Annotated in this window: 16 protein-coding genes; 6 read left to right on the forward strand and 10 right to left on the reverse strand. The window is 59.6% G+C overall.

What is annotated here, in order from left to right; genetic code table 11:
• Positions 1-40 precede the first annotated feature (40 nt).
• Complete coding sequence (locus ACM6I5_RS16010; RefSeq protein ID WP_017340610.1) at positions 41-3,157, reverse strand: transglycosylase domain-containing protein; 3,117 nt, start codon at positions 3,155-3,157, stop codon at positions 41-43.
• A gap of 284 nt (positions 3,158-3,441) precedes the next feature.
• Entirely contained in the window at positions 3,442-3,900 is a 459-nt protein-coding gene (locus ACM6I5_RS16015) for an REP-associated tyrosine transposase (RefSeq protein ID WP_414884207.1), read from the reverse strand.
• A 634-nt stretch (positions 3,901-4,534) separates the two neighbouring features.
• On the opposite strand from ACM6I5_RS16015, the gene ACM6I5_RS16020 reads away from it, so the two are divergent.
• The gene (locus ACM6I5_RS16020) at positions 4,535-5,956 is read left to right on the forward strand and encodes an amino acid permease (RefSeq protein ID WP_414880566.1); all 1,422 of its coding nucleotides are present in this window, start codon (positions 4,535-4,537) and stop codon (positions 5,954-5,956) included.
• Positions 5,957-6,438: 482 nt separating this feature from the next.
• Positions 6,439-7,860, forward strand: coding sequence for a group II intron reverse transcriptase/maturase (gene ltrA / locus ACM6I5_RS16025; RefSeq protein ID WP_414884208.1), 1,422 nt, complete (start codon positions 6,439-6,441; stop codon positions 7,858-7,860).
• Between the two features lie 107 nt (positions 7,861-7,967).
• Here the strand turns inward: ltrA and ACM6I5_RS16030 are convergent, their stop codons facing one another.
• Positions 7,968-9,098: an OpgC family protein gene (locus ACM6I5_RS16030; protein ID WP_414884209.1), complete on the reverse strand. Its 1,131-nt coding sequence runs from the start codon at positions 9,096-9,098 to the stop codon at positions 7,968-7,970.
• Between the two features lie 262 nt (positions 9,099-9,360).
• On the opposite strand from ACM6I5_RS16030, the gene ACM6I5_RS16035 reads away from it, so the two are divergent.
• Positions 9,361-10,302, forward strand: a complete 942-nt coding sequence (locus tag ACM6I5_RS16035) for a glycosyltransferase family 2 protein (protein WP_017340606.1) — start codon at positions 9,361-9,363, stop codon at positions 10,300-10,302.
• Position 10,303: 1 nt separating this feature from the next.
• Positions 10,304-11,812 carry a glucosyltransferase domain-containing protein gene (locus ACM6I5_RS16040; protein WP_414884210.1) on the forward strand — a complete coding sequence of 503 codons (1,509 nt, stop codon included), beginning with the start codon at positions 10,304-10,306 and terminating at the stop codon, positions 11,810-11,812.
• Positions 11,813-11,827: 15 nt separating this feature from the next.
• On the opposite strand, the gene ACM6I5_RS16045 is transcribed toward ACM6I5_RS16040, so the two are convergent.
• Positions 11,828-13,447 carry an FMN-binding glutamate synthase family protein gene (locus tag ACM6I5_RS16045; RefSeq protein WP_017340604.1) on the reverse strand — a complete coding sequence of 540 codons (1,620 nt, stop codon included), beginning with the start codon at positions 13,445-13,447 and terminating at the stop codon, positions 11,828-11,830.
• Positions 13,448-13,657: 210 nt separating this feature from the next.
• Positions 13,658-14,458: a helix-turn-helix transcriptional regulator gene (locus ACM6I5_RS16050; protein ID WP_017340603.1), complete on the reverse strand. Its 801-nt coding sequence runs from the start codon at positions 14,456-14,458 to the stop codon at positions 13,658-13,660.
• 126 nt (positions 14,459-14,584) lie between these two features.
• Between ACM6I5_RS16050 and ACM6I5_RS16055 the strand changes: the two genes are divergently transcribed.
• Both ACM6I5_RS16055 and ACM6I5_RS16060 read left to right on the forward strand, forming a co-directional pair.
• A complete protein-coding gene (locus tag ACM6I5_RS16055; protein ID WP_414884211.1) occupies positions 14,585-15,406 on the forward strand; it encodes a carbon-nitrogen hydrolase family protein in 822 nt (273 codons plus the stop codon).
• Positions 15,407-15,523: 117 nt separating this feature from the next.
• On the forward strand, positions 15,524-16,849 hold the full coding sequence (locus ACM6I5_RS16060; RefSeq protein ID WP_008032234.1) for an APC family permease: 1,326 nt from the start codon (positions 15,524-15,526) through the stop codon (positions 16,847-16,849).
• A gap of 175 nt (positions 16,850-17,024) precedes the next feature.
• Here the strand turns inward: ACM6I5_RS16060 and ACM6I5_RS16065 are convergent, their stop codons facing one another.
• Genes ACM6I5_RS16065 through ACM6I5_RS16085 form a run of 5 tightly spaced genes read right to left on the reverse strand, consistent with a single transcriptional unit; the run spans position 17,025 to position 25,376 of the window.
• The gene (locus ACM6I5_RS16065; RefSeq protein WP_414884212.1) at positions 17,025-18,431 is read right to left on the reverse strand and encodes an ATP-binding protein; all 1,407 of its coding nucleotides are present in this window, start codon (positions 18,429-18,431) and stop codon (positions 17,025-17,027) included.
• Entirely contained in the window at positions 18,428-20,239 is a 1,812-nt protein-coding gene (locus ACM6I5_RS16070) for a DAHL domain-containing protein (protein ID WP_017340600.1), read from the reverse strand. Before ACM6I5_RS16070 ends, ACM6I5_RS16065 begins: the two co-directional genes overlap by 4 nt.
• Positions 20,236-21,195, reverse strand: a complete 960-nt coding sequence (locus ACM6I5_RS16075) for a cytochrome-c peroxidase (protein ID WP_017340599.1) — start codon at positions 21,193-21,195, stop codon at positions 20,236-20,238. The genes ACM6I5_RS16070 and ACM6I5_RS16075 overlap by 4 nt, the downstream gene beginning before the upstream one ends.
• 45 nt (positions 21,196-21,240) lie before the next feature.
• Positions 21,241-23,115: a putative bifunctional diguanylate cyclase/phosphodiesterase gene (locus ACM6I5_RS16080; protein ID WP_414884213.1), complete on the reverse strand. Its 1,875-nt coding sequence runs from the start codon at positions 23,113-23,115 to the stop codon at positions 21,241-21,243.
• Positions 23,112-25,376 carry an EAL domain-containing protein gene (locus ACM6I5_RS16085; RefSeq protein WP_031319099.1) on the reverse strand — a complete coding sequence of 755 codons (2,265 nt, stop codon included), beginning with the start codon at positions 25,374-25,376 and terminating at the stop codon, positions 23,112-23,114. Before ACM6I5_RS16085 ends, ACM6I5_RS16080 begins: the two co-directional genes overlap by 4 nt.
• Between the last annotated feature and the right edge of the window lie 143 nt (positions 25,377-25,519).

Here is a 25,519-nt window from a genome sequence, read left to right on the forward strand (position 1 = left end):
ATTATCAATGCTGAAAATAATTAATTACCGCCATTGTTTATCAGCGTCGTGCCACCTCCACCGGCAGGCATTGGGTATGCGTGCCGGGTTGCAGATACGGCGTGAGAATCGGTGCCATGCCCTTGAGCACCTGCACAGGCAGCGCCGAGGTGAACTTGAAGGCTTCGGCCGTGCGCCCGGGCACAAACGCGGTCATCGTGCCGAAGTGGCTTTCACCGATAAAGAACACAAAGGTGGCGGTACGGTTGATCGACTTCGAACTCAGGATTCGCCCACCGGAGCCAATGGCTTCGATGCGGTTGTCCCCGGTCCCGGTTTTGCCACCCATTCCCAACGGTTTGCCATCGGGTGTGATGAAGCTGCCGGAAACGCGTTTCGCCGTACCGGCATCGACCACTTGTGACAAGGCCTCGCGCATGGCCGTGGCGACTTCGGAGGGCATCACCCGTTTGCCCACATCCGGATCGTTGATCAGCTTGGTTTCATAGGGCGTATTCGCGGCGAAATGCAGGCTGTCGATGCGCAACGTCGGCATGCGCACGCCGTCATTGAGAATGGTGCCGATCAGCTCCGCCAGCGCCGCCGGACGGTCGCCGGAACTGCCGATGGCGGTGGCCAGCGAGGGCACCAGGTGATCGAACGGATAGCCGACTTTCTGCCAGCGCGCGTGAATGTCGAGAAACGCCTCGATTTCCAGCATGGTGCGGATACGGCTGTCGCGGGCGCCCTTGTGACGACTCTTGAACAGCCAGCTGTAGACTTCCTGACGCTCGAACTGACTGGCCTTGACGATCTGGCTCCACTTGGCATCCGGGTTGTTCAGCAGATAGCCCATCAGCCACAAGTCCAACGGGTGAACCTTGGCGATGAAGCCCTGATCCGGCAAGTCGTAGCGGCCGGGACTGTAATTTTCATAGAGCCGTTGAAGGCGTTCATCCGTGAGTTTTTCGGTGAGCTTGACGCCTGTGAGGTGCGCGCGCACAAAGGTGTTGAAGCTTTCCTGGCTGGCCTGCGGCAGCAGATAACGATGCACGGCGGCTATACGGATCGGCGTCGGGCGCATGCTGTCGAGGAACGTTTCGAGCCGTGCCTGGGTGTCCTTGTTCTTGTACTTTTTCCAGAACTTGAGCAGGAACGAAGTGCCCTCGCGGTCGGCGAACTCGGCCAGGTATTCCTGACGCCGGGGATCGCGGTCGTCGCCGAGCAGTGCAGCGCTGTTGTTCGGGCCGGAGTAGGTGGTGTAGCGCACCAGATCGCGCATCAGCCGAATGAACGGCAGGTTGATCGATTCGCGCAGGGCATCGCGCAGGGTCGGCAGGCGGCCGTTGTCTTCCTTGCGGAAGTTGACGAAGGTGTGCAGCCCGCCACCGGTGAAAAAAGCTTCGCCGGGGCTGGCGGAGTATTTGCGGTCCAGCGCGGCGCCGAGCATGGCCGGCAGGTTTCGGTCCTTGTTCTCAATCAGGTAATCGACAGCCCAGCGGCTCAGGCGATCCTGATCCGGGACGTCGACTTTCTTCAATTCCGGTACGGTCATTTCGGCGTACTTGTCGTGCAGCTCGGCGATGATTTGCAGATAAGTGGTCAGCACGCGCATTTTCGCGGTGGAGCCCAACTCCAGCTTGCTGCCCTCGTTGATGTCGAATGGCTGATCGGTGCTGTCGGTCTGCACCCGCACCCGCGAGCCGTCCGGGGTCAGTTCGAACAGCGTGAAGCTATAGCGCACTTGCGTGGTGCTGGTGGGCGTGAGCAGGCGTTCGCCCATCAGGCCGATTTGCGCGGCAAAGGCGGGGTCGGCCAAATGCTTGAGGTATTCGGTGGCCTGGGTTTGCAGGTCACCTTGCAGGGTGGTGGTGGCCGACAGATCGAGGCGATCGAGGTCGTACAGCGGCCGATTGAGCAAGCCGCCCAGTCGACTGCGCGCCACGCTGATGCCTTTGTTGGTTTCGATCGGTTGAATGGTCGGCTGGGTCTGCCAGTCGCGGTAGGTCACTTTGCTGGCCAGTGCGGCCGCCGCAAACGGCGCATCGATGACATTGTTCTGTGCCAACAGACGAATGTGGCTGTCGGTGAGGTCGGCCAGTTCGTCACGGCCCTTGGTCAGGTAGTGGGAAGGGCGGCGCTGGGCGATCATCAACGACAGCATCTCACGCAAGGCCAGGCCTTTGGCGGCCAGGCTCTGCGGGTCCGTGGCAGTACTGGCCAGCGCCTCGTTGGCCTTGTTGAAATCGGCGCCGTACCAGACACGCAGACCTTCGGCCATGCCATGGACTTCGCCGTGCCCCGGCACAGCCGACAGCGGCACGCTATTAAGGTAATCGCGCACGATGTTCTTGCGAGCCTCAAGGGTTTCCGGGCCGGCCTGATAGGCGCGCACGGTGGCGGAAATCATCTGGCGGATTTTTTCCCCACCCGACACCGTCAAGCCATCCGGTGAATGACGGTATTTTTCGAGTTGCGTCGCCAGGGTACTGCCGCCCGCTGACTGGCCGGGCATGTGCAGCAACTTGGCAACCTGCGACCACGCGGCCATGCCGAACCGTGGCCAATCCACGGCGGGGTTGGCCCGGGGTTGACGAGGGTCGAGCAGGAAGCGGTTTTCGATGAACAGCAAACTGTTGACGACCACGGGTGGGATTGCATCAAAGCTCGAATAGAGTTGTTGCGGATATTTGTACTGATACAACGGTGCCGCCCGGCAATCGGTGATCAACAACCCGGCCTGGATCTTCTCCGGGTAGGGCACGAAAAGACCGTTGTCGCTGTAGTCCATCAGCGCCTGGGAAAATCGGGTCTGGGCCGAGATGACGTAATCACGCTTGAGCAATCGCGGCAGGAATTCACCCAGCGAGCTGTAGCCCAATCGCAGATCGAACGGCCCGGTGCCGGGGTAGCGAATGGCGTCGCTGGGACCGGGTTGCAAATCATATTTCAGGGTCGCTGCAAATTTGCTGGCTTCCCGGGATTGAAGCTTCGAGGTGCGCATTTCCTTGGCGGCAGCCAGACCCACGACAATCGCGATAATCAACAGCAACAACCAGAAGGCGCCCCAGCCGTGTTTCGTGCGACTACGGCGAGGTTTTTCAGGTAAAGGCGCTTCATCCAAACGTTCAGTCGGAACCACAGTTTTACTCGAATCGGTTTGCCACAAAGCACCCATAGTCGACTGATCCATTCACGCAGATTGATCGGACTTGTTTGAAGCTTAGACGGTGGTTGGCGATGGTGAAAAAATTGTGGAGAACCAAATGTCAGTATTGTGGCGAGGGAGCTTGCTCCCGCCGGCCCACCCGCCGGCCCACCCGCCGGTTCGCGCTCGGGCGGAGCCGTCGAAAAACCTGTAGACCGAATCATTCAGAGAACCCGCATGTTCAGGGTTCGGGTCTGCTTCGCAGCCCGACGGGAGCAAGCTCCCTCGCCACAGGGACGTGTGGAGTCAGTTGATTAGAGCCAACAAGCATCCCAGAGGGGGTAATCGCCGATTTTCCCGACCAGTCCCGCACGCAATGGGTTGGCAACAATGTAACGAGCATAGGGCAGGAGCTCTTCGCCATCACGGATTGCCCGGTCGTGAAAGCCGGTTTGCCAGAATGCGCCTTCGCGGCGCAGCGCTTGGTTGATAGTAAGTGTGCTGCGTGATTTGGTCGCTTGCATGAGGTGCGCCAAGGTGCACTGCTCAAGTTGCACCAGCCAATGGAAGTGGTCCGGCATGACCACCCAGGCTATCGAGTTGACCCATTCCTGTTCGTGGGCGCGTCTGAGTTCCGCAACCAGCAAGCGACCCAATCGCCAGTTGGTGAAAATCTGGCAACGCTGATGCACAACTGCCGTTATGAGATAGGCCCGGCCTTTTTCTGAAACGCGTCCATGGCGTAGCAAGTGCGAGTTGGGTCGTGGGTGCATTCCTTTGCTTCCTGGAAATAGTGATTTCCATTCACGCTAGCCACACCTCGACCTACACGACGCCTCAAACTTTGAGTGAATTTTCCGAAAGTCCAATTAGCAGCACAATTCCTGTGGCGAGGGAGCTTGCTCCCGCTGGGCTGCGAAGCAGACCTGATCAATGTAATCGTGCTCTGTCAGGTAAAACTTATGTGCTGAATTGCGCCTGCTGCGCAGTCGAGCGGGAGCAAGCTCCCTCGCCACAGGATCGAAATGGCCACAGAAGTTCGTGGAAGCTGAAACACGCTAACTAGAGCCTTCATGACGTAAATACTACGTAGGCAGGGGCATGACGCTGCACCAATACCGTGCAATACTCGGCGGCGTTTCAAATGGCGAAAAATCCTACAAATCCAGACAATCCATCTCCTGAAATCGCATTTTTATCGAGATGTACGCCTGAATTTTGTGATTTGTAGAGTGAAAATCTCTGCCGTCAGCTTTTTATACTGCATGCCCCGCTGATCCTGGAGGTTTTGTCCTACAGGACGGTTCTGCCCACGAAGCAGAGCCGGTTTCAGGCAAGCACTGGCTTATCGGTCAGGGCTTCGACACTCGGTGGTCATATCCAATAACAAGACGAGGTTGTACCCCTATGCCAGTCGGCAATCACCTGCCCCACGGCGAGACCGCTCAAGGCGGCCCGCTTAAACGCGAACTCGGCGAACGGCATATTCGCTTGATGGCGCTCGGTGCCTGTATCGGCGTCGGTCTGTTTCTCGGTTCGGCCAAGGCCATTGAAATGGCCGGCCCGGCTATCATGCTGTCCTACATCATTGGCGGTCTGGCGATCCTGGTGATCATGCGTGCCCTCGGCGAAATGGCGGTGCACAACCCGGTCGCCGGCTCGTTCAGCCGTTATGCCCAGGATTATCTCGGTCCCCTGGCGGGCTTCCTGACCGGATGGAACTACTGGTTCCTGTGGCTGGTGACCTGCGTCGCGGAAATCACCGCGGTGGCGGTGTACATGGGCGTCTGGTTCCCCGAGGTGCCGCGCTGGATCTGGGCGCTGGCGGCGCTGGTCAGCATGGGCTCGATCAACCTGATCGCAGTGAAAGCCTTCGGTGAATTCGAGTTCTGGTTCGCCCTGATCAAGATCGTCACCATTATTGCGATGGTGGTTGGCGGCATCGGTGTGATCGCGTTCGGTTTCGGTAACGACGGCGTGGCGCTGGGGGTTTCCAACCTCTGGGCCCATGGCGGCTTCATGCCCAACGGCGTGCAAGGCGTGTTGATGTCCCTGCAAATGGTGATGTTCGCCTACCTCGGCGTCGAGATGATCGGCCTGACCGCCGGTGAAGCGAAGAACCCACAGAAGACCATTCCCAATGCCATCGGCTCGGTGTTCTGGCGGATCCTGCTGTTCTACGTCGGCGCGTTGTTCGTGATCCTGTCGATCTACCCGTGGAATGAAATCGGCACCCAGGGCAGTCCGTTCGTGATGACGTTCGAGCGTCTGGGCATCAAGACCGCCGCCGGCATCATCAACTTTGTGGTGATCACCGCGGCGCTGTCGTCCTGCAACGGTGGCATTTTCAGCACCGGGCGCATGCTCTACAGCCTGGCGCAGAACGGCCAGGCCCCGGCCGGTTTCGCCACGACTTCGAACAACGGCGTGCCGCGTCGTGCACTGCTGCTGTCGATTTTCGCCTTGCTGCTGGGCGTACTGCTCAACTACCTGGTACCTGAGAAGGTTTTCGTCTGGGTGACGGCGATTGCCACCTTCGGCGCCATCTGGACCTGGGTGATGATCCTGCTGGCCCAGCTCAAATTCCGTAAAGGCCTGAGCGCCAGCGAACGGGCCGGCCTGAAATACAAGATGTGGCTGTACCCGGTCAGCTCGTACCTGGCGCTGGCGTTCCTGGTGTTGGTGGTCGGCCTGATGGCTTACTTCCCGGACACCCGCGTTGCGCTGTATGTGGGGCCGGCGTTCCTGGTGTTGCTGACAGTGTTGTTCTACGTGTTCAAGCTGCAGCCGACCAACGTATCGCAAGGTGCGGTGCCTTCGGCTTCGTAAATCGTTACGCTTGAAATGAAAAAGCCCCGGTCAATTGACCGGGGCTTTTTATTGGGTGCGCCAGGCATGGCGCGTTGCGCGCAAGCGCAACCAGCTTGGCTGTGGTGGCCACGCTGGTGACTTGGAGGTGAAAGTCCTCTACACACCCGGCAAGGGGAAGTGTTAGCCAAAGGCAAGGGTGTCGCGGGTGACTGCGAATCTGAAGGAAGCCCGAGGCAAAATGCTGGCCTGACGAACAGGAAGCGGATAGAGGCGGCGCAGCGGGGTAAGACGGCCCAAACCGTTAAAGCCCGATACTTGCACGGAACGCTGTGACGTAAATCCGACAGGCATAAGCAGGAAGGTCGCGCGAATTACCCTGGGAGATCTGTAGGTTTGCCGCTGTGCTACCGAGCGTCGAGAGGCGACGGGATGAATCTACAGAAGTCAGCCGAGGCCGTAGTAAGTGGCGAATAACCCCGTCACCAAGGGCCGAACAAGTTATGCCGCCAGTAGGCGTCAAAGTCTCGTTGAATACCGAAATGCAGAAATTTCTCCCAGAGAAGACTGTTACCCCGAGTCCCGGACAGAATCCTAGGGCGACGGCTGACAGCGCACAGGTATCGGCGGCGTCTATGACGTGGACGAACGCGGAGCCGGACACGCTGATGGCGCGGGTGCTTGCACCGGCCAACCTCAGACGTGCGTATCAACGCGTAGTCAGCAACAAGGGCGCACCGGGTGCCGATGGCATGACGGTCGACCAATTGGCGGACTATGTGAAACAGTATTGGCCGATCCTCAAGACGCGGTTGCTGGCCGGCGAGTATCACCCGCAAGGTGTACGCGCCGTCGAAATCCCCAAACCCAAAGGCGGAACAAGACAGCTGGGAATCCCCAGTGTCGTGGATCGCCTGATCCAGCAAGCTCTACTGCAACAGCTCACGCCGATCTTCGACCCACTATTCTCGGATTACAGCTACGGTTTTCGTCCGGGTAGAAGCGCGCACCAAGCCATCGAAACCGCTCGCGGCCACGTGGCGGCGGGACACCGCTGGTGCGTGGAACTTGATCTGGAGAAGTTCTTTGATCGGGTCAACCACGATGTCCTGATGGCCTACGTGGCGCGTCAAATCGAAGACAAGCGTGTGCTCACGCTGATCCGTCGCTACCTCGAAGCGGGAACGATGTCGGGCGGACTCGTCAGCCGACGGCAGGAAGGGACACCGCAAGGTGGCCCGCTCTCGCCGTTGCTGTCGAACATCCTGCTCAACGAACTCGACCGCGAGCTGGAACGGCGGGGCCATCGCTTCGTGCGCTACGCCGATGATGCGAACATTTATGTACGTAGTCGTCGAGCAGGCGAACGGGTCATGGTCAGTGTCGAGCGCTTCCTGACTCAGCGTCTGAAACTGACACTGAATCGGGGAAAGAGCCGTGTGGCACGGCCTTGGGTCTGTGATTACTTGGGTTATGGGATGAGCTGGCATAAACAGCCGAAGCTGAGGGTAGCGAGTATAAGCCTGCACCGCCTGCGCGACCGACTCAGGGAGCTCTTGCGTCGGACACGGGCCCGCTCAATGAGATATATCGTTGAGCAAATGACCCCCGTGCTGCGTGGTTGGGTTGGCTACTTCAAGCTGAGTCAGAGCAAGCGGCCACTTGAGGAGCTTGATGGCTGGGTGCGTCACAAACTTCGTTGTGTCATTTGGCGTCAATGGAAGCGGCCCTCTACGAGGGCGCGCAACCTGATACGTTTGGGAATCGACGAGGCGCGGGCGTGGAAATCAGCGGTCAATGGCCGAGGCCCATGGTGGAATTCGGGAGCGTCACATATGAATCAGGCGCTACCGAAGAAGCTATGGGATCGACTCGGGGTGGTTTCGATACTGGATACGATAAACCGGCTTAATCGCATAACCTGAACCGCCGTATACGGAACCGTACGTACGGTGGTGTGAGAGGACGGCGGATGTGAATCCGCCTCCTACTCGATCTGATGAGATCTCCTGTGGCGAGGGGATTTACACAGTCAGTATCGGGCGGCGGCGACCTGTGCCGGTGCGGTCAATCGTTTGTTGAAATCAAGCCATGCTCCCAGCAGAGCCATTAACCCGAGCCCCACCAGCGCCGTGAATATCTGCATGGCAAAGGCATCGTCGGTCATGGCGTTGACCATATCGGCCAGTGGCGCCAACAACACGCCGAGGCAGAAAATTTCCAGCGAGTAACGCCCCATGCGACAACTTTGCTGCGCCAGCCAGTTTTGGGTCCAGCCGTTATCCGGCAACAATTTCGCAGTGACGTACGCCAGCGCCAGGAAGTGCAGCAGCCGTACCGGCGACAGGTCGGTCTTGCTGATCGGGTATATCAGGTTGCTCAGCCAGCCCGGCATGACCGCGTCATGAATTTCCGGCCATCGCCACGAGACGGTAATCACGCCGGTGATGACCACGTACATCAACGCACTGATAAACAATGGCTGACGCCGCAGCGCACGAGTCTCGGGTAACCGTGGCCGCTGCCCGTGAGTCGCAGCGGCACCGCCGAGTACAAACAACAGTTGCCAGACGACCGGGTTGAAGTACCACACGCCGTCCTTGATGGCGGCCAGGTTCCAGCCGAACCACGGCGCCAGCAGGTACACCGTCAACGACACCGCGACCACCGCCCAGGCCTTGCGCACCAGCATCGGCAACACCAGCGGCAAACCGGCCAGCAGCACGATGTACAACGGCAGCGGGTCCATGAGGTTGGGTTTGAAGCGCAGCAGCAGTTCATCCACCAGGGCTTGCTGCGGGTTGGTGATGAAATGGTGCATGCCCATTTCTTCCACCAGATCCCGGGTTTCCACATGGCTGTTGGCGAAGAACACGATGCCCATCAGCATCGCCAGCAGGAAAATATGCACCACGTAGAGCACCCAGGCGCGGCGCAGGATCTTCACGCAGGCGATCAGGTAACCATCGCGCTGAAGGATTTTGCCGTAGGCCAGGGCCGCCGCATAACCGGCCAGAAACACGAAAATTTCGGCGGCATCGCTGAAACCGAAGTTACGCGGGGTGATTTGACCGAGGGGGTTGTGGGGCACGTGATCCCAGAAGATGAAGATCAGCGCCAGGCCTCGAAAAAAGTCGATTCGATGATCGCGTTCAAACGTCATGACAGCGGGCTCGTGAACGGGTGTTGAATAAGGAGTGGCCAGCGCCGCAAAAGGTTGCGCGCCGCACATCGGCGGCGCGCAGGGTGGCGCGATTCGGCGGCAATTGCAAAAAACTCGCTATTACTGAATGTCTCAAATGCCCGCCTTGACCTAAGCTGGATGTACGAATCCGCCCACCGGTCTGGCGGGGCGACGGCGCACAAGAACGACGGCGAACGGACTCTGTCGAACGGTTACACGGCATTGTTCAGGAGCGTGAAACGTGAAGGTTTCGCTGATCGTTCCGGTGTTCAACGAAGAGCAGGCGATCGGCCTGTTCTATCAGGCGGTGCGCCACGAGTTGAGGCTTGGCGGCAACGAGGTCGAGATCGTGTTCATCAACGACGGCAGTTCCGATGGCACGGCAGAGCAGGCCAAAGCGCTGGCGCGGGTCGATGATCTGGTGCTGCTGATCAACTTTTCGCGCAACTTCGGCAAGGAGCCAGCACTGTTCGCCGGTCTGGAATATGCGACCGGCGACGCGGTGATCCCGATGGACGTCGATCTGCAAGACCCGATCAGCGTCATTCCCCTGCTGATAGACGAGTGGCAGAAGGGCGCGGACGTGGTGCTCGCAAAGCGCCGCAATCGTGCCACCGATGGTTACCTGAAACGCCTCACGGCATCGCTGTTCTACCATGTGCTGAACCGTATTTCGTACACCCGGATAGAGGAAAACGTTGGCGATTTCCGGTTGATGGATCGCAAGGTGGTCGACGTGATCCGCGCACTGCCCGAGCACCAGTTGTTCATGAAGGGTGTGCTGTCGTGGGCCGGATTCACCACGGCGGTGGTCGAATACGAGCGAGCCGGGCGGGTGGCCGGTGCCAGCAAGTTCAATGGCTGGAAACTCTGGAACCTGGCGCTCGAAGGCGTGACCTCGTTCAGCACCGTGCCATTGCGTTTATGGACGTACATCGGCGGCGGCATTTCGATCTTCGCGGTGCTTTACGCGGTGTACATGGTCCTGGACAAGGTTTTCTTCGGCAACAGCGTCCCGGGTTACCCGTCGTTGATGACCGCCATTCTGTTTCTCGGCGGTGTGCAATTGATCGGTATCGGCATCCTTGGCGAGTACGTCGGGCGGATCTACATCGAAGCCAAGCATCGACCGCGCTATGTGGTGCGAGACATCGTCGGCGGCAAAGACCGGCTCGGGCTCTAGCATGGGCCGGTTCAGCGATTTTCTCGGTAAAGAACTGGGGCCACGCCAGGTCTGGCTGTTTTTTCTGCTGGCGACGTTGCTGTATGTCGTGCCTCTGATCCTCGCAGACTACCCGTACATCGATGACAACTGGCGTTCGCTGTCGGCCGGCATGGCGTGGGCGGAACAGGGACGCTTGTTTACCCAGCTGTTCTATAACCTGCTGACGTTCGGCAACGCCGCGCCAAACATCTTTCCATTGCCACTGTTGATTGCCACGCTGGGCATGGCCACGGCATTGACCCGGCTGACGTTTCATTACTTTCCACAGCCAACGATAGCCTGTTGCCTGGTGCCGCTGCCACTTTGGTACAACCCGTTTTTTCTGCAGAACCTGTCCTATCAATATGACGGTCCCGCCATGGCCTTGAGCCTGGTGGCGATGATCTATGCGATCACTTTTCGTCACCCCTCGCGCAGTTGGCAATGGCTGGTGCCAGCGTTGCTGATTGCGCTGGCGCTGGGGCTGTATCAGATCAGCCTGAATGTGTTTCTGGGCTTGTGTTGCCTGGAGTTGCTCAGGGGCGCAAATAACCGATTGGCCTGGCCGCAACTGTGCGAATTGGTTGGCTGGAAAGTGGCGCAGGTGACCATGGGCTGGCTGATGTATTGCGGCAGTGCCGTGGCGTTCATGAGTCAGGATCGCGCGTTGTTGTTGAACTGGGCCGCCGCGCCGCTGCTGCAACTGCACGTCAACATCGGCAGAGTGCTGGATAAAGTCGTGCTCCTGTTTCATGGCGGATTCGCCTGGGTGTTCGCCGCACTGTTGCTCTGCGCCATTGCCGGTGCTGTCCAGGTGGGGCTGAAGGTGCGTGCGCGTCAGGACAGCGGAGTGAAGAAAAGCCTGATCGGCCTGTTGTGTTTGCTGACCTTGCCGGTGGTGACGCTGTTGGTGTCGGGCGTCGCGCTGTTTTTTCGCGACTTCAACGAGGGCGCCCGGACCTTGATGGGCTTCGCCGTGTTGCTGGTGCTGTTGTTCTACTTGAGCCACCTGGCGCTGGCGCAGATCCACGAACGGCTGCCGCTGTTGCTGATGGTGCCATTGCTAGCGATGTTGTCGTTGTCGTTCGCGTACGGCCGGGTACTGACGGTGCAGAAAGCCTTCACGACCAGTGCGCTGTTCAGCCTGGAGCGCGACATAGCGACTCATCGACAATTGCGCGAGGCCAAGCGGATTTACATGTCGGTGACGTACTCCGATCACTGGTTGCGGGGGGCTGCGGGTTCGTTCAAACAGATGCCGGTGTTGCGCTATTTGCTGAACATCGACTTTTTCATGCTGGCCGAGAACCTGCCAAAAGTGGGCATTACCAATGTGGTCGCGGAGAAGGAGCGCCGCAATGCGACGCGCGTGGGTTATCAGGGCTATCCACCGTTGCTGGAGCGCCAGTACTACCGGATTTATCTGATCGGTGATTACGGTTTCATCGTCATGAAAGAACCCGCCCCGATCAAGACGCTTCGCTGGTGAAGCGCCCCGTTGGACTCAAGCTGCTGCCATTTCATTCGGTTCAAAACTGTCCGCCCGCGCCATCTGCCACATCCGCGAATAAAACTCGCCGTTGACCTCGCCGGTGAGCAATTCCCCCGGTTTCAAAAACACATGCAGCTGCGAGAACAGCTTGATCTCGGTCGCCGACATGCGCCGCACCAGGTGCTTGGCCGACAACTGCGACGGATGTTCGAGGCCGGCGGCGGCGAGCATTTCCGCCAGTGCCTTGAGGGTGTTGCGGTGGAAGTTGAACACGCGCTGGGCCTTGTCCGGGACGACGAGGGCGCGCTGGCGCAAGGTGTCCTGGGTGGCGACGCCGGTCGGGCATTTGTTGGTGTGGCACGACTGCGACTGGATGCAACCGATGGCGAACATGAAGCCGCGCGCCGAGTTGGCCCAGTCGGCGCCGATGGCCAGCACGCTGGCAATGTCGAAGGCACTGACGATCTTGCCGCTGGCGCCGAGTTTGATTTTGTCCCGCAGGTTCAGGCCCACCAGCGTGTTGTGCACGAACAGCAGGCCCTCGCGCATCGGCACGCCGATGTGGTCGGTGAATTCCACAGGCGCCGCACCGGTGCCGCCTTCCTTGCCATCGACGACGATGAAGTCCGGGAGGATGCCGGTTTCCAGCATGGCCTTGGCGATGCCCATGAATTCCCACGGATGGCCGAGGCAGAACTTGAAGCCCACCGGTTTGCCGCCGGACAGTTCACGCAATTGCTGGATGAAGTGCATCAGTTCGATTGGCGTGGAGAATGCACTGTGCCGCGACGGCGAGATGCAGTCTTCACCCATCTGGATGCCGCGGGTCTCGGCGATTTCCTTGGTGACTTTGTGCTTGGGCAGAATCCCGCCGTGGCCCGGTTTGGCGCCCTGGGACATCTTGATTTCGATCATCCGCACCTGCGGCGTCTGCGCTTGTGCGGCGAAGCGTTCCGGATCGAAGCGCCCGTCTGCGGTGCGGCAACCGAAGTAGCCGCTGCCCAGCTCCCAGGTCAGGTCGCCGCCGTTTTCCCGGTGATAGGCGCTGATGCTGCCTTCGCCGGTGTCGTGGGCGAAGTTGCCGAGCTTGGCGCCCTGGTTCAAGGCGCGAATGGCGTTGGCGCTGAGGGAGCCGAAACTCATGGCCGAGATGTTGAACACCGATGCCGAGTACGGCTGGGTGCACTGCGGGCCACCGACGAGGGTGCGGAAACTGCTCGGGTCACTCAACGGTGCCGGGCGCATGGAGTGGCCGATGAATTCGAAACCCGATTGGTACACGTCGATCAACGTGCCGAAGGGTTTGTCGGCGCTTTCGTTCTTGGCGCGCGAATAGACCAGCGAACGCTGGGCCCGGGAGAAGGGCAGGGCGTCGCTGTCGGACTCGAGCAGGTATTGGCGGATTTCCGGACGGATGCCCTCCACCAGATAGCGGATGTTGCCGAGGATCGGGTAATTGCGACGCACGGCGTGGGGGCTTTGCAGCAGATCGAACAGGCCCACGAGGCTGAGCACGCCGGTGACGGCGGTGATCGGCCAGAGCCAGTCGTGCGCCAGGAACGGCAGGCTGGCGAGGGTGAAGATCACACAAGCGGCAAAGAAGGCGTAGCGGCTCAGGAGTGACAGGCTCATACGGTTTCCTTGGGTTCGGACTCGGTCATTGTTTGGCAATGCTGTTCAAGTTCTGTGGCGAGGGCGCTTGCTCCCGCTCGGCTGCGCAGCAACCGCAAAACCTGCTGACGGGTTCTGTCTGGCTGCACGCGGTGCCTGTATCGGGACCGCTTCGCGGCCCAGCGGGAGCAAGCTCCCTCGCCACAGGCGTTTGCGGCGCCGCAGCGGTTGTCAGGCATTTTGGGCCTGGAGAAAAATCGAAAACAGCTCGGACTGGGATTTGATCCCCAGTTTGCTGTACATGTGTTTCTTATGGACTTTCACGGTTTCAACAGAGATTTCCAGCTTACGGGCGATTTCTTTACTGGAGCAACCGCTGAGCATCAAGCGTCCGACATCCAGCTCGCGCGCGGTCAGTTGTGCACCTTTGAGTTGCTGCACCGAAGCTTCCAGTTGAACGCGCCAGTCACCCTGGACCGGCGCCGGCGCGAGGGCCACGACTTCGTTGATTTCGTAAGGCAGGCGCTGGCGCAACAGGCCGAGCACCCACGGCTGAATCAACGACAGCAAGGCAATCTGTTGACTGCTGAAACGCTGCTTGCTGCCCAACGACAGGCACAGCGTACGATCACCCTCGAGCTGGCAATTGAACTGGATTTCGTCGGCCACCACATTCAGACGAAAGTAGCGCTGGTAATACTCGGTCAGCTCGAAGTGCTCCGGCGCCACTTCCGAGAGGCGATAGAGCCCGGTGCGCGACTGCTCGCGGCAGGCGATGTAGAACGGGTCGAGCAGGTACAAGCCGCGCAGGTAATCCTGGAACAACTGATCCGGGCTGCCGTCCTCGCCCGGGCATTCGGCGAACACTTGCGGGTGCTGGTCGGCGCTGAAAAGCAGCGCCACCCAGCTGTCGAAAGGCACGTACTGATCCAGCAGGCGCACCAGCTGCGTCCAGAAATTGGGCTTGTCGAGGGCGTCGATCAGTTGCCCGACCGAACGGTGCCAGGCGATGTCGTCTAACGAGAGTGTCATGGGTCTACCCCTATCGGGTTACCCCGGCCGCGTGATTCCCTGGCCGGTTGCTTGCTGCGCATACTGGCGCACAGACAACGGCCGGGCAATCTTTCTGCCGCCCGGCCACCAGAACAAGGACTACCCATGAAGGTCGAACTCGCCCAACTGGCGGGCCGTGACAACGACACGGCTTACAACCTCGAACGCGCATTGACGGCGATTGCTGCCTGCGCGACCGACACTCAGTTGATCATGTTTCCGGAAAGCCATCTGATGGGCTTCCCGTCCGCCGAGACCGTCGCGGCGGTCGCCGAACCCCTGACCGGCCCCACCGTCAGCGCGATCGTCGCCGCTGCCCGCGAGCGCAACATCGCCGTGGTGATCGGTACGGCCGAGAACGACAACGGTCGCTTCTTCAACACCACGTTGCTGATCACCCCTGAAGGCATCGCGCTGACATATCGCAAGACCCACCTGTGGGCGTCGGACCGCGGTGTGTACGAGCCGGGCGACCGCTACGCCACGTGCCTGTGGAATGGCGTGCGGGTCGGCCTGCTGATTTGCTACGACATCGAGTTCCCGGAAACCGCCCGCGCCCTGGCGCAACTGGGCGCCGAACTGCTGATCGTCACCAACGGCAACATGGACCCGTACGGCCCGACTCACCGTACCGCCATCATGGCCCGCGCCCAGGAAAACCAGGCATTTGCGCTGATGGTCAACCGGGTGGAAGAGGGCGATGGCGGGTTGTTGTTCGCCGGTGGCAGTGCGCTGGTGAATCCGCTGGGCACGCTGTTGTTCGAGGCCGGACGCGATGAAGGGCAGTTTGCGGTGGAGCTGGACTTCAGTCAGCTGGAAGCGGCGCGACAGGATTATCGGTATCTGGATGATCAGCGGCTGAAGTTGCCGGGGGAGAGGGTTGAACATGCTTCTGGACTTCGGGAGCTGTTGATTCCTCGGAGCTGAAGATCTTTGCGGCGCCCCACAATTCATCTGAAAACTTCAAAACAACAAACGCAACACCCGTAATTTGCGCCGAACTCGGCTCTGCCATAAATCCAATAAAATCCGGAGTAGTCGCTCATGGCTCGTTTGCAACGCACCCTCTCGTTAGGGTCGGTGGTGCTGTTTGGCATCGCCTACATGACGCCGATCATTGTGCTCGGCACGTTCGGCATCCTTGCTCAATCCACCGCTGGCATGGTGCCGGCCGCGTACCTCGCGGCGCTGGTGGCGATGTTCTTCACCGCCATGAGTTACGGCCGAATGGCTTCGGCATTTCCCGTGGCGGGCTCGGCGTACAGTTATGTGCGCAAGGCGATCAGCCCGAAACTCGGTTTCATCGCCGGGTGGGCGGTGCTGCTCGATTACCTGTTCCTGCCGATGGCGATCTGGCTGATCGGCGCGGCGTACCTCAACTCCGCGTTCCCGGCGGTGCCGCAATGGATCTGGGTGCTGGCGTTCATCGGCATCACCAGCGCGATCAACATCGTCGGCCTGAAACTGGCCAACGGTATCAACGCCTTGCTGATGCTGGTGCAGTTTCTGGTGCTGATCGCCTTCGTTGCGCTGTGCGTGCATTACGTCGGCGGCGATGCGAGCACGCCGTTGTGGTCGGTCAAACCGTTCTTCAACGGTGACATGCAGATGCCACTGATCATGAGCGGTGCCGCTATCGCCTGTTACTCGTTCCTCGGTTTCGACGCGGTCAGCACCCTCACCGAAGAAACCCGCGACCCGCGCCGTACCATCCCGCGGGCGATCATGCTGATTACCCTGATCGGCGGGCTGATCTTCGTCGGCGTGTCGTACTTCGTGCAGATTGCGCACCCGTCGTTCCAGTTCGACAGCGTCGATTCGGCGGCCTATGAAATTGCCCGCAACATCGGTGGCGACCTGTTTGTGTCGATCTTCCTGATCGGTCTGATCGTCGGTCAATTTGCCTCGGGGCTGTCGGCTCAGGCCAGCGGTTCGCGTCTGCTCTATGCCATGGGCCGGGACGGCGTGCTGCCGAAATCCTTCTTCGGTACGTTGCATGAACGTTTCGGGACGCCGATCAACAGCATCCTGCTGTGCGCAGTGGTAGCGTTGCTGGCGTTGAAACTGGACGTCACCACCTCGACGTCCTTCATCAACTTCGGCGCGTTCCTGGCGTTCAGTCTGGTGAACCTGTCGGTGATCTTTCACTACTGGATCGGCGGCGAGAAGAAAGGCCTGCGTGAATTGGTGCTGTTCCTGATCTTCCCGTTCATAGGCCTGGCGGCGGATTTGTGGCTGATGGTCAGCCTCGATCACCTGGCGATCTATCTGGGGCTGAGCTGGCTGGCGATTGGCGTGGTGTACCTGGCGGTGCTGACGGGCGGATTCCGTCGTCAGCCACCGGAGATGGATTTTCAGGAAGCCACCTGACCACCGGACTGATGAAGAACGCTGTGGGAGCGAGCCTTTTGTGGTGAGGGAGCTTGCTCCCGCCGGCCGATCCGCGTCCGGGCGTAGCAGTCGCAATGCTTTTGGGACCGCTTCGCGACCCAGCGGGAGCAAGCTCCCTCGCCACAAGGGTGCGCTCCCACATGTGGAGTTGTGTTCAGGCAGCCGGTTTTGATTGGTGGATCGGCAATTCGACGCGGAAAGTGCTGCCAACGCCGACTTCACTGCGCACCAGGATATTCCCCCGGTGTTTCTTCACGATGCCATAGGACAGGGACAACCCCAGCCCTGTCCCCTGGCCGACCGGTTTGGTGGTGAAGAACGGGTCGAAGATTTTCTGCAGGCTTTCCGGCGGGATGCCGGTGCCGGTGTCGGCGACTTCGATCCATACGGTTTCCCCTTCAGACCCGGTGCGCAGGGTGAGGGTGCCGCGTTCCGCGCCGATGGCCTGCGACGCGTTGACGATCAGGTTCATGATCACCTGGTTGATCTGCGAAGGCAGGCATTCGATATCGGGAAGGGCCTGATAGTCCTTCACCACATCGGCCTTGTACTTCAGTTCATTGGCCACGATGTTCAGCGTCGATTCGATGCCGTTTTGCAGATTCGCCCACTGCCATTCCTGGTTGGAATCCACCCGCGAGAAGTCCTTCAAGTCCCTGACGATCTGCCCGACGCGGTTGATACCGTCCTTGGATTCCTTGATCAGCAACGGTATGTCGTCGCGCAGGAATTCCAGTTCCACCCGGTCACGAAGCTGTTGCAAACCCTCGACCAGTTCGCTGGAGCCCATCGCCTTTTCCGCATCACGGTAGGCGTCGAGCATTTCCTGCAGCTGTTTGAAATAGCCATCGAGGGCGCCGAGGTTGGAGGAAATGAAACCGATGGGGTTGTTGATTTCATGGGCGACACCGGCCGCCAGTTGCCCCAGTGAAGCGAGTTTCTCCGATTGCACCAGTTGTGACTCAAGCTGTTTGCGCTCGTCGATTTCCCGCTGCAACGCCTCGCTCGCCTGTTTGAACTGGGCCGTGCGTTGATCCACCAGATGCTCCAGGTGGCTCATCTGCACCAAGGCCCGTTCGGTCATGTCCCATTTGGTCAGCAGGGTGTTGGCCATCTGCTGGACTTCAATGTTGTCGAACGGTTTTTTCAGAATCAGCAGCCGGTCATGGGCCTGCAACCGGTCCAGCAGGTCATCCCACGAATAGTCGGAATATGCGGTGCACACCACCACTTGCAGGCGCGGGTCTTCCTGCCACAAATGCTCAATCGTCTTCGCGCCGTCCCACCCCTCCGGCATGCGCATGTCGACGAAGGCCAGCGCGTAGGGATGCTTTACCTGCAAGGCATCCTTGAGTTTGCCCAGGCCCTCTTGCCCGCCATACGCCGAATCCAGCTCGAACAGGGCGCGGGTGGATTTCAGTTCACTGCCAAACAGCGCCGCTTCCATCGCGTCCAGCTCGACAGTCGGCACCGGCGTCGGCGTCAGGATCTTGCGGAAATCCTCATGAATGGACGGTGTGTCGTCGATCAGCAGAATGCGCCGGTTCGACTGTTCGCTCATGCTTCCTCCGTGACGGTTTTCAGCGGGATCTGCAGGGTGAACTGCGCGCCCTTGCCCGGCCCGTCGCTGTAGGCGGTCAGGTGGCCGTTCATTTCGATGGCGGCCAGGGCACAGCTGTGCAGACCGAAGCCATGACCTTCCTTGCGCGTGGTAAAACCGTGGGCAAAGATGCGCGTCATGTTTTCCGGGGCAATGCCTTCACCGTCATCCTTGACGCTGACTTGCAGTGTCGCGTCGTCGACGATTTTGACCCCGAGGGTCATTTGCCGCGGGCGGTTGCTGAGGTCGGACATGGCGTATTTGGCGTTGCTGATCAGGTTGATCAGGATCAGCAGCAAGCGGTGTTTGTCGCCCATGACCTGCGGCACCTCGCCGTACTCCTTGACCACCTTGACGTGATGCCGGGTCAGCGCACCGGCGTTCATGCGCAGGGCGTCCTCGAGCAATTCGCTGATGTGCAGCGGCTCCATCAGATTGTTGGCGCCCGCGTAGGATTGCTGGGTGGCGACGATGTCCTTGATGTGGTCGACGCTTTTGCTCAACTGCGCGAGTTCGTCGGTCATGCTCTGTTGTTCGAGCGCGATGGCCTCCACCAGTTGATTGAGGTAACCGGGAAGCAATTTGCCTTTCTCGTCCCGGGTCAGGAAGGCACCGAGGTCATCCGGGTGTTCGTTGATCAGCTGCATGGCCTTGCCCAACCCCTGGGCCTTGCTGGCGCGCAGTTTGCGGCTGACCAGATCGGCCGAAATGTTGACGCTGTTGAGCACGTTGCCGACGTTGTGCAACACATTGGTGGCGATCTCGGCCATGCCGGCCTGGCGTGCGGTGTCGAGCAGTTCGCTCTGGGTATCCTTGAGCTCGCGGGTGCGTTCTTCCACGCGCAGTTCCAGTTCGTCATTGGCGGTTTTCAGGGCCTTGTTGACGCGATTGATGGTGGTGAAACTGCGCATCAGGTGAATCGCCAGGTACACCAGCAACAGGACCAGCAGCACTGAAAACACCAACATGTAAAAGTGGTAGCGCTGCTCGACCGCATCGGCCTGTTGCTGGTCAGTGTTCAACAGGCTGGTGATGTCGTCCAGACGCTCGGCGACGGGAATCGCTTCGATGTTTTCCAGCAAACGGTTGACCACCGGCTGTTCGCGCAGAATCAGTGAAATGTGGTTGCTTAAAATATCGATCGGGCTGTGAAACTGTTCGGGCAGGCGCAACTTGTTCACCCCGAGCTTGTTCAGACCGACCAAAATGTCCGCGGCCCTGTCGTCGGAGGTGACCTGGGCGAACTCCAGACTGCTGAGCAGCAGATCGTAAGTGTCGGTGGCGATGTTCTGCAGTTGCAGTTTGTCGCCATCGACCAGCCGGGCCAACTGCTCCTGAATATCGTCCTCGGCGGTGGGCAGGAACGCCAGTGAGTTGCGCAGCACAGCGTTGTGGGACTTGAACTGCTCCACCAGCCGGGTCTTTTCCTGGACGGCGGTCAGGTACGTTTCATGGCTGGCACGCCAGATCGGCGAATCGTTGCGGCCGTGGTTCGATTCCAGGGTATCGAACCGCTCCCACAGCTGCGTCATCTCGATCAGCGGCGTGACCAGCGGATCGTAATTGTGGTTGATGGTGATCCGGGCCTTGAGGATCTCGGTTTCCCATTGCGCGTTCAACTGCTTGATGCGACCGATCAGGTCACGGGATTCGGCGTAGGTCGATGTCTGGTTCGAATTCGATTTGATGTACAGGAACAGCAGCGTCGAGGCCAGCAACAAAGCGACGGCCCCCAGCAGGGCAAGACTGCGACGGCGTGACATTTTCATAAGGGTTTGCCTCCCCATTCACCGGTCAGGGTCTTGAGGAATTTGATGATCAGGGTTTTGTCCTCGGCGGAAGGAATGCGCCCGAGCTGGAACTTGAACATCACGTCCACGGCCTCTTCGAGGGTCTTGGCCGAACTGTCGTGAAAGTACGGTGCGGTTACTGCCACATTGCGCAGGCTCGGTACCTTGAACACATTGCGGTCCTCTTCTTCCCCGGTCACCAGATAGCGACCCTGGTCGGTGTCGGTCGGGTTGCCGCGAACCTTGAAGTAATCGCCCATGACGCCGAACTTCTGGAACATGTTGCCGCCGATGTTCACGCCTTGATGGCAGGCGATGCAGCCGTAGTCCTTGAAACGCTGGTAACCGTATTTTTCCTCGGTCGTGAGGATGTCGGTGTCGCCCAGCAGGTATTGATCAAACCGCGAGTTGCTACTGAGCAGCGTACGTTCATAGGCGGCCAGGGCGTTTTGCACATTGTTCATGGTCACGCCGTCCGGGTAGGCATTGCCAAATGCGCTGTGGTACGCAGGGTCGGCGGACAGCACTTGCACCACGTGCTCCCAGTTGCTGCCCATTTCGCTGGGGCTCTTCACCACTTCATGGATCTGGGATTCCAGGGAGTTGGCGCGGCCGTTCCAGAACTGCCTGAAATTCAGGGTGGCGTTGAACACGCTGGGGGTGTTGATCGTCACCGGCACACCGTTGAAGCCGATGGAAAACGGTACGGAATCGGCACCCCCTTTGTCCAGATGATGACAACTGGCGCAGGACAGCGTGTTGTTGACTGAGAGGCGCGGTTCATTGAACAACTGGCGACCGAGTTCGACCCGCAGCGGGTTTTGTTGTGGCACCGGAGGCAGTGGTTTAAGCGGTTCATCCAGCGGTGCCGCGACCGCGCTCAGACAGAATCCGAGCAGCGGCACCAGGAGCTGGTGGTGAATGGATGGCGACATCTGATGATTCCTTGGCTTAATAGCCCATGTGTCGTTACGCATCGTTCACGTGGCGGTAAATGGAGCAGGTTTCACGGAACACAGATACTGCACGAAGCTGTCCGCTTCCACGGCTTTGCTGAAGTAGTAACCCTGGCCTTCCTCGCAATGATGGGCCCTGAGGAAATTCAATTGTTCGAGGGTTTCCACGCCTTCGGCGATGATGGTCAGTTTGAGGCTGCGCCCAAGACTGATGATGGCGCTGACCAGGGCAGCGTCGTTGCTGTCGTTGCTCAAGCCGCGAATGAACGACTGGTCGATTTTCAGTACATCGATTGGAAAACGCTGCAAGTAACTCAGGCTGGAATAGCCGGTGCCGAAGTCATCGATGGCCAGACGCACACCCAGCGCCTTGAGTCGGTTCAGGGAATTGACGGTGGTCTCGATGTTTTGCATCAACACGCCTTCGGTGATCTCCAGCTCCAGCAAGGACGGCTCCAGGCCTGTCTGTTCGAGGATCTGTTCGATGCCATCGACAAAGTCCCGCTGACGGAAATCGATGGCTGACATGTTCACCGACATGCAGAGATTTGGCAGCCCGCGCGCTTGCCAGGCGCAGGCTTGTCGGCAGGCCTCGGCAAGCACCCATTTGCTCAGCGGGACGATCAGGCCGCTGTCTTCGGCCACCGCGATGAAATCCGACGGATAGACCAGGCCGTGCCCGGGTCTTTGCCAACGGATCAAGGCCTCGGCGCCGACTACCATGCCGCTGCCCAGATCCAGTTTGGGTTGGTAATGCAGGACAAACTCATTGCGCTCCAGCGCCAGGCGAATACCGGTTTCGATGCTTTGCTGATCCCGGGCCCGCTTGTTCATTTCATCGATGAAAAAACTGAAATCGTTCGGGCCGCTTTCCTTGATGTTGCGCATCGCGGTTTCGGCTTTCTTGATCAGCTCGATGGCGTCGAAACCGTCATCGGGATAAATACTGATGCCCAGGCTCGCGGTCACGCTCAGGTCATGCCCGGCGATGTGCAGGGGGGCGCGAATGGCGTTCAAGAGTTTTTCGGCGATGCCCTTTGTCTGCTGGGGATGGCGGATATCGGCGAGGATCACCACGAATTCGTCGGAGCCATAGCGAAACACCGAATCTGACTCGCGCACGGTGGCCACCAGGTTGCGGCTGACCTGTTTCAACATTTCGTCACCGGCCGGATGGCCGAGGGCATTGTTGATGCGCTTGAAGCGATCAAGCCCCAGAAACATCACCGCCAGTTGCTTGTCATGGCGTCGGGACAACGCCAGCGACTGGTTCAGCCGGTCACCCAGCAACGTGCTGTTGGGCAACTCGGTCAACACGTCGTACTGCAACAGATGAGACACCTTGAGCAATTCGTGAACCCGCGCTTCGATGGTTTGCTCCAGGCTCAGCACCTTCATCGCCGCGTCCTGAGCCATCTGCCATTTCCAGGTCAGGGCGCTAGCCATCTGGCGGATTTCCAGGCTGTCGAAGGGCTTTTTCAGCACCAGCATCTGGTCGCCAAACTCCAGCCGTTCGGCCATGGCTTCCCAGGTGTAATCCGAATACGCCGTGCACAAGGCGACTTGCAGGTGTGGATCGGCCTTCCACAGTTGTTCAATGGTCTCCAGCCCGTCCCAGCCCGGAGGCATGCGCATGTCGGTGAACACCAGGGCGTAAGGGTGACCTTCGGCCAATGCGCGTTTTACCAGCTCCAGGGCTTCTTGCCCCTGATAGGCCGAGTCGAGCTGGAACGTCAGCCGTTCCATCGGCAGCGTGCCGAACAGTGCTGCTTCAGTGCCGGCCAGGCTCAGATCACCTTCCGTTTCGGCGCCGAGGATCTTGCGGAAATCATCATGAATAGAGGGTGTGTCGTCGACGATCAGGATGCGCCGGTTGGTCCGCACGAAAGGGGTTTTCATCCTTTGTCCTCCGTGGACGGCATGATTCTCCCGGCTTTCAGCAACTCGGCAGCCTGTTGGCTGCTGACGGCCTTGCTGAAGAAAAAACCCTGGGCGTTCATCGGTGACCCGGTGGCCATCAACGAACTGCGCTGTTCCTGGGTCTCGACGCCTTCGGCAATGATGCCGATCCCGACATCCCGAGCGAAGTTGATGATGGCGCGCAACGTGTTGGCACTGGACGGATCGCGAGCGGCTGTGTCGATGAAGGCTTGGGCGAGTTTCAGGTGATTGACCTGATAGGTCTTGAGGTAATCGAACGAAGAATACTCGGTGCCGAAGTCGTCGATGGCGATCTTCACGCCCAGGTCACGCAAGCGTGGCAACACGTCGTTGTGGGTCCATTTGGTCTGGGCCAGCGTCGCTTCGGTGACGTCGAACCGCAGGTCCGCGGCGCAGAGCTCCCAGCGTGCGGTGGTGCGCAGCACGTCATAGATGAGTTCGGGGCCGCTCTTGAGCTGGGCCAGGGACAGCTTGATCGCAATCACCGGTGGCGCGACACCTTCATCCCGCCACTGGCGCATTTGCCGGCAGGCTCGATCCAGCACCCAATGACCGAGGGCGATGATCGTGCCGGTCTTTTCGGCGGCGGGCAGGAACGCAGTGGCTTCCAGCAAACCGCGCTCGCGGTGGTTCCAGGTGACCTGCGCTTCCATTCCGAGGATCTTGCCGCTGGTCAGGTCGACTTCCGGCCAGTAACACAGTTCAAGTTCATTGTGTTCGATGGCCTCTCTTAACTCGCTGGCGATGGTCATGCGTTCGACCACTTCCTGATTGATCTCCTCTGAATGGAAGTGGTACTGGTTGCGGCCCTTTTCCTTGGAGCGATAGAGCGCCATGTCGGCCTGGGTCAACATGCCGTCGGCACTGGTGATGGTCGGGCTGTAACTGCTGATGCCAATACTGACCGATACCCGTATATCGTTGCTGGCCAGGGAGTAGGGCAGCACCAGTGCATCCCGGACCTTGGTGGCGAGGGCGGCGGAATGGGTCGGGTCGCTGACATCCAGCTGCAGGATCGCGAACTCGTCGCCGCCGAGGCGGGCGACCACATCGTTTTCCCGCACGCAGGCCTTGATGCGCCGGGCCACTTCTTGCAGCAACAAGTCACCCACCGGGTGCCCGAGGGTGTCGTTGATGCGTTTGAAGTGGTCCAGGTCCAGGTAAAACATGGCGAATGGCGTCGCGCCGCGACGTGCGGCGGCGAAGGCCTGGTGCAGCCGCTCGATCAGCGTGGCGCGGTTGGCCAGTCCGGTCAGTCCGTCGGTGCGCGCCAGCAGGAAGATTTTCTCTTCGGCCACCTTGCGTTCTGTGACGTCGATGATGATGCCTTCGACTTCCAGCAGGCGGCCTTCGTCGTCGCGTACCGGGATGTAGCGGTTTTCCACCCAGCGCCAGTCACCGTTGCCGGTGCGCATGCGGAACTCGATGGAGGCGCCGGCAGCGTGGCGGTCCAGCACCCGGGCCATGGCGGTGTCGACCTTCAATTGATCTTCGGGATGTATCAACTCCCGGGCCCAATTGGCCGAGGCGACCAGTTTCGCCGCGACATGCCCGTACTTGGTGATGTTGTGCGAGATGTACATCAGCGGAAACGACGGTTCGCCCCGCAGCCGATACAGAATGGTCGGGCTGTTCTGCACGATGATGTTGGCATCGGACAGTTCCCGGGTGCGCTCCTCGACCGCTTGCTCGAGCAGCGACATCTTCAGCTCCGCATCTTCGGTCATTTGCCACTTGGCGGTCAGCGCGCTGGCCATCTGGCGGATTTCGATCGCATCGAACGGTTTCTTGAGAATCAGCAGACGGTCGCCCAGCTCCAGGCGTTCGTCGATGTCTTCCCAGGAATAGTCGGAGTAGGCCGTGCACAGCGCCACTTGCAACTTGGGGTCGACTTGCCACAAGCGTTCGATGGTTTCCAGGCCGTTCCAGCCCGGTGGCATGCGCATGTCGATGAACGCCATCGCGTAGGGCATGTCGTTGGCCAGGGCCGTTTCGACCTTGTCCAGCGCTTCGAGGCCCTGGAAGGCCGAGTCGAGTACGAAACGCTGGAGTGTGGCCGTCACCGCAGTGCCGAAAAGGGCTTGCTCCGAGCTGGTCAGGCTGTCGTCATCGGACGATGGCGGGCTGAGGATCTTGATGAAGTCCTCATGGATTGAAGGCGTGTCGTCGACGATGAGAATTCGCCGGTTGGTTCGCGCCAGCAGCGTATTCATCGCCAGATCCCTGGACCGGCAGCGGTTTGATGCGCAGTGTTCATAAGGGTCATCCTTTTCCCTGACCACCTGGCCGAACGTACAGATTATGGATCCGAGTCACCAGAGCATAGTCGCCCGGACCAGAGTTCGCGCAACTGACTGAAACG

The organism is Pseudomonas sp. IT-P171 (genome assembly GCF_949767765.1).
Taxonomy (GTDB): domain Bacteria; phylum Pseudomonadota; class Gammaproteobacteria; order Pseudomonadales; family Pseudomonadaceae; genus Aquipseudomonas; species Aquipseudomonas fluorescens_B.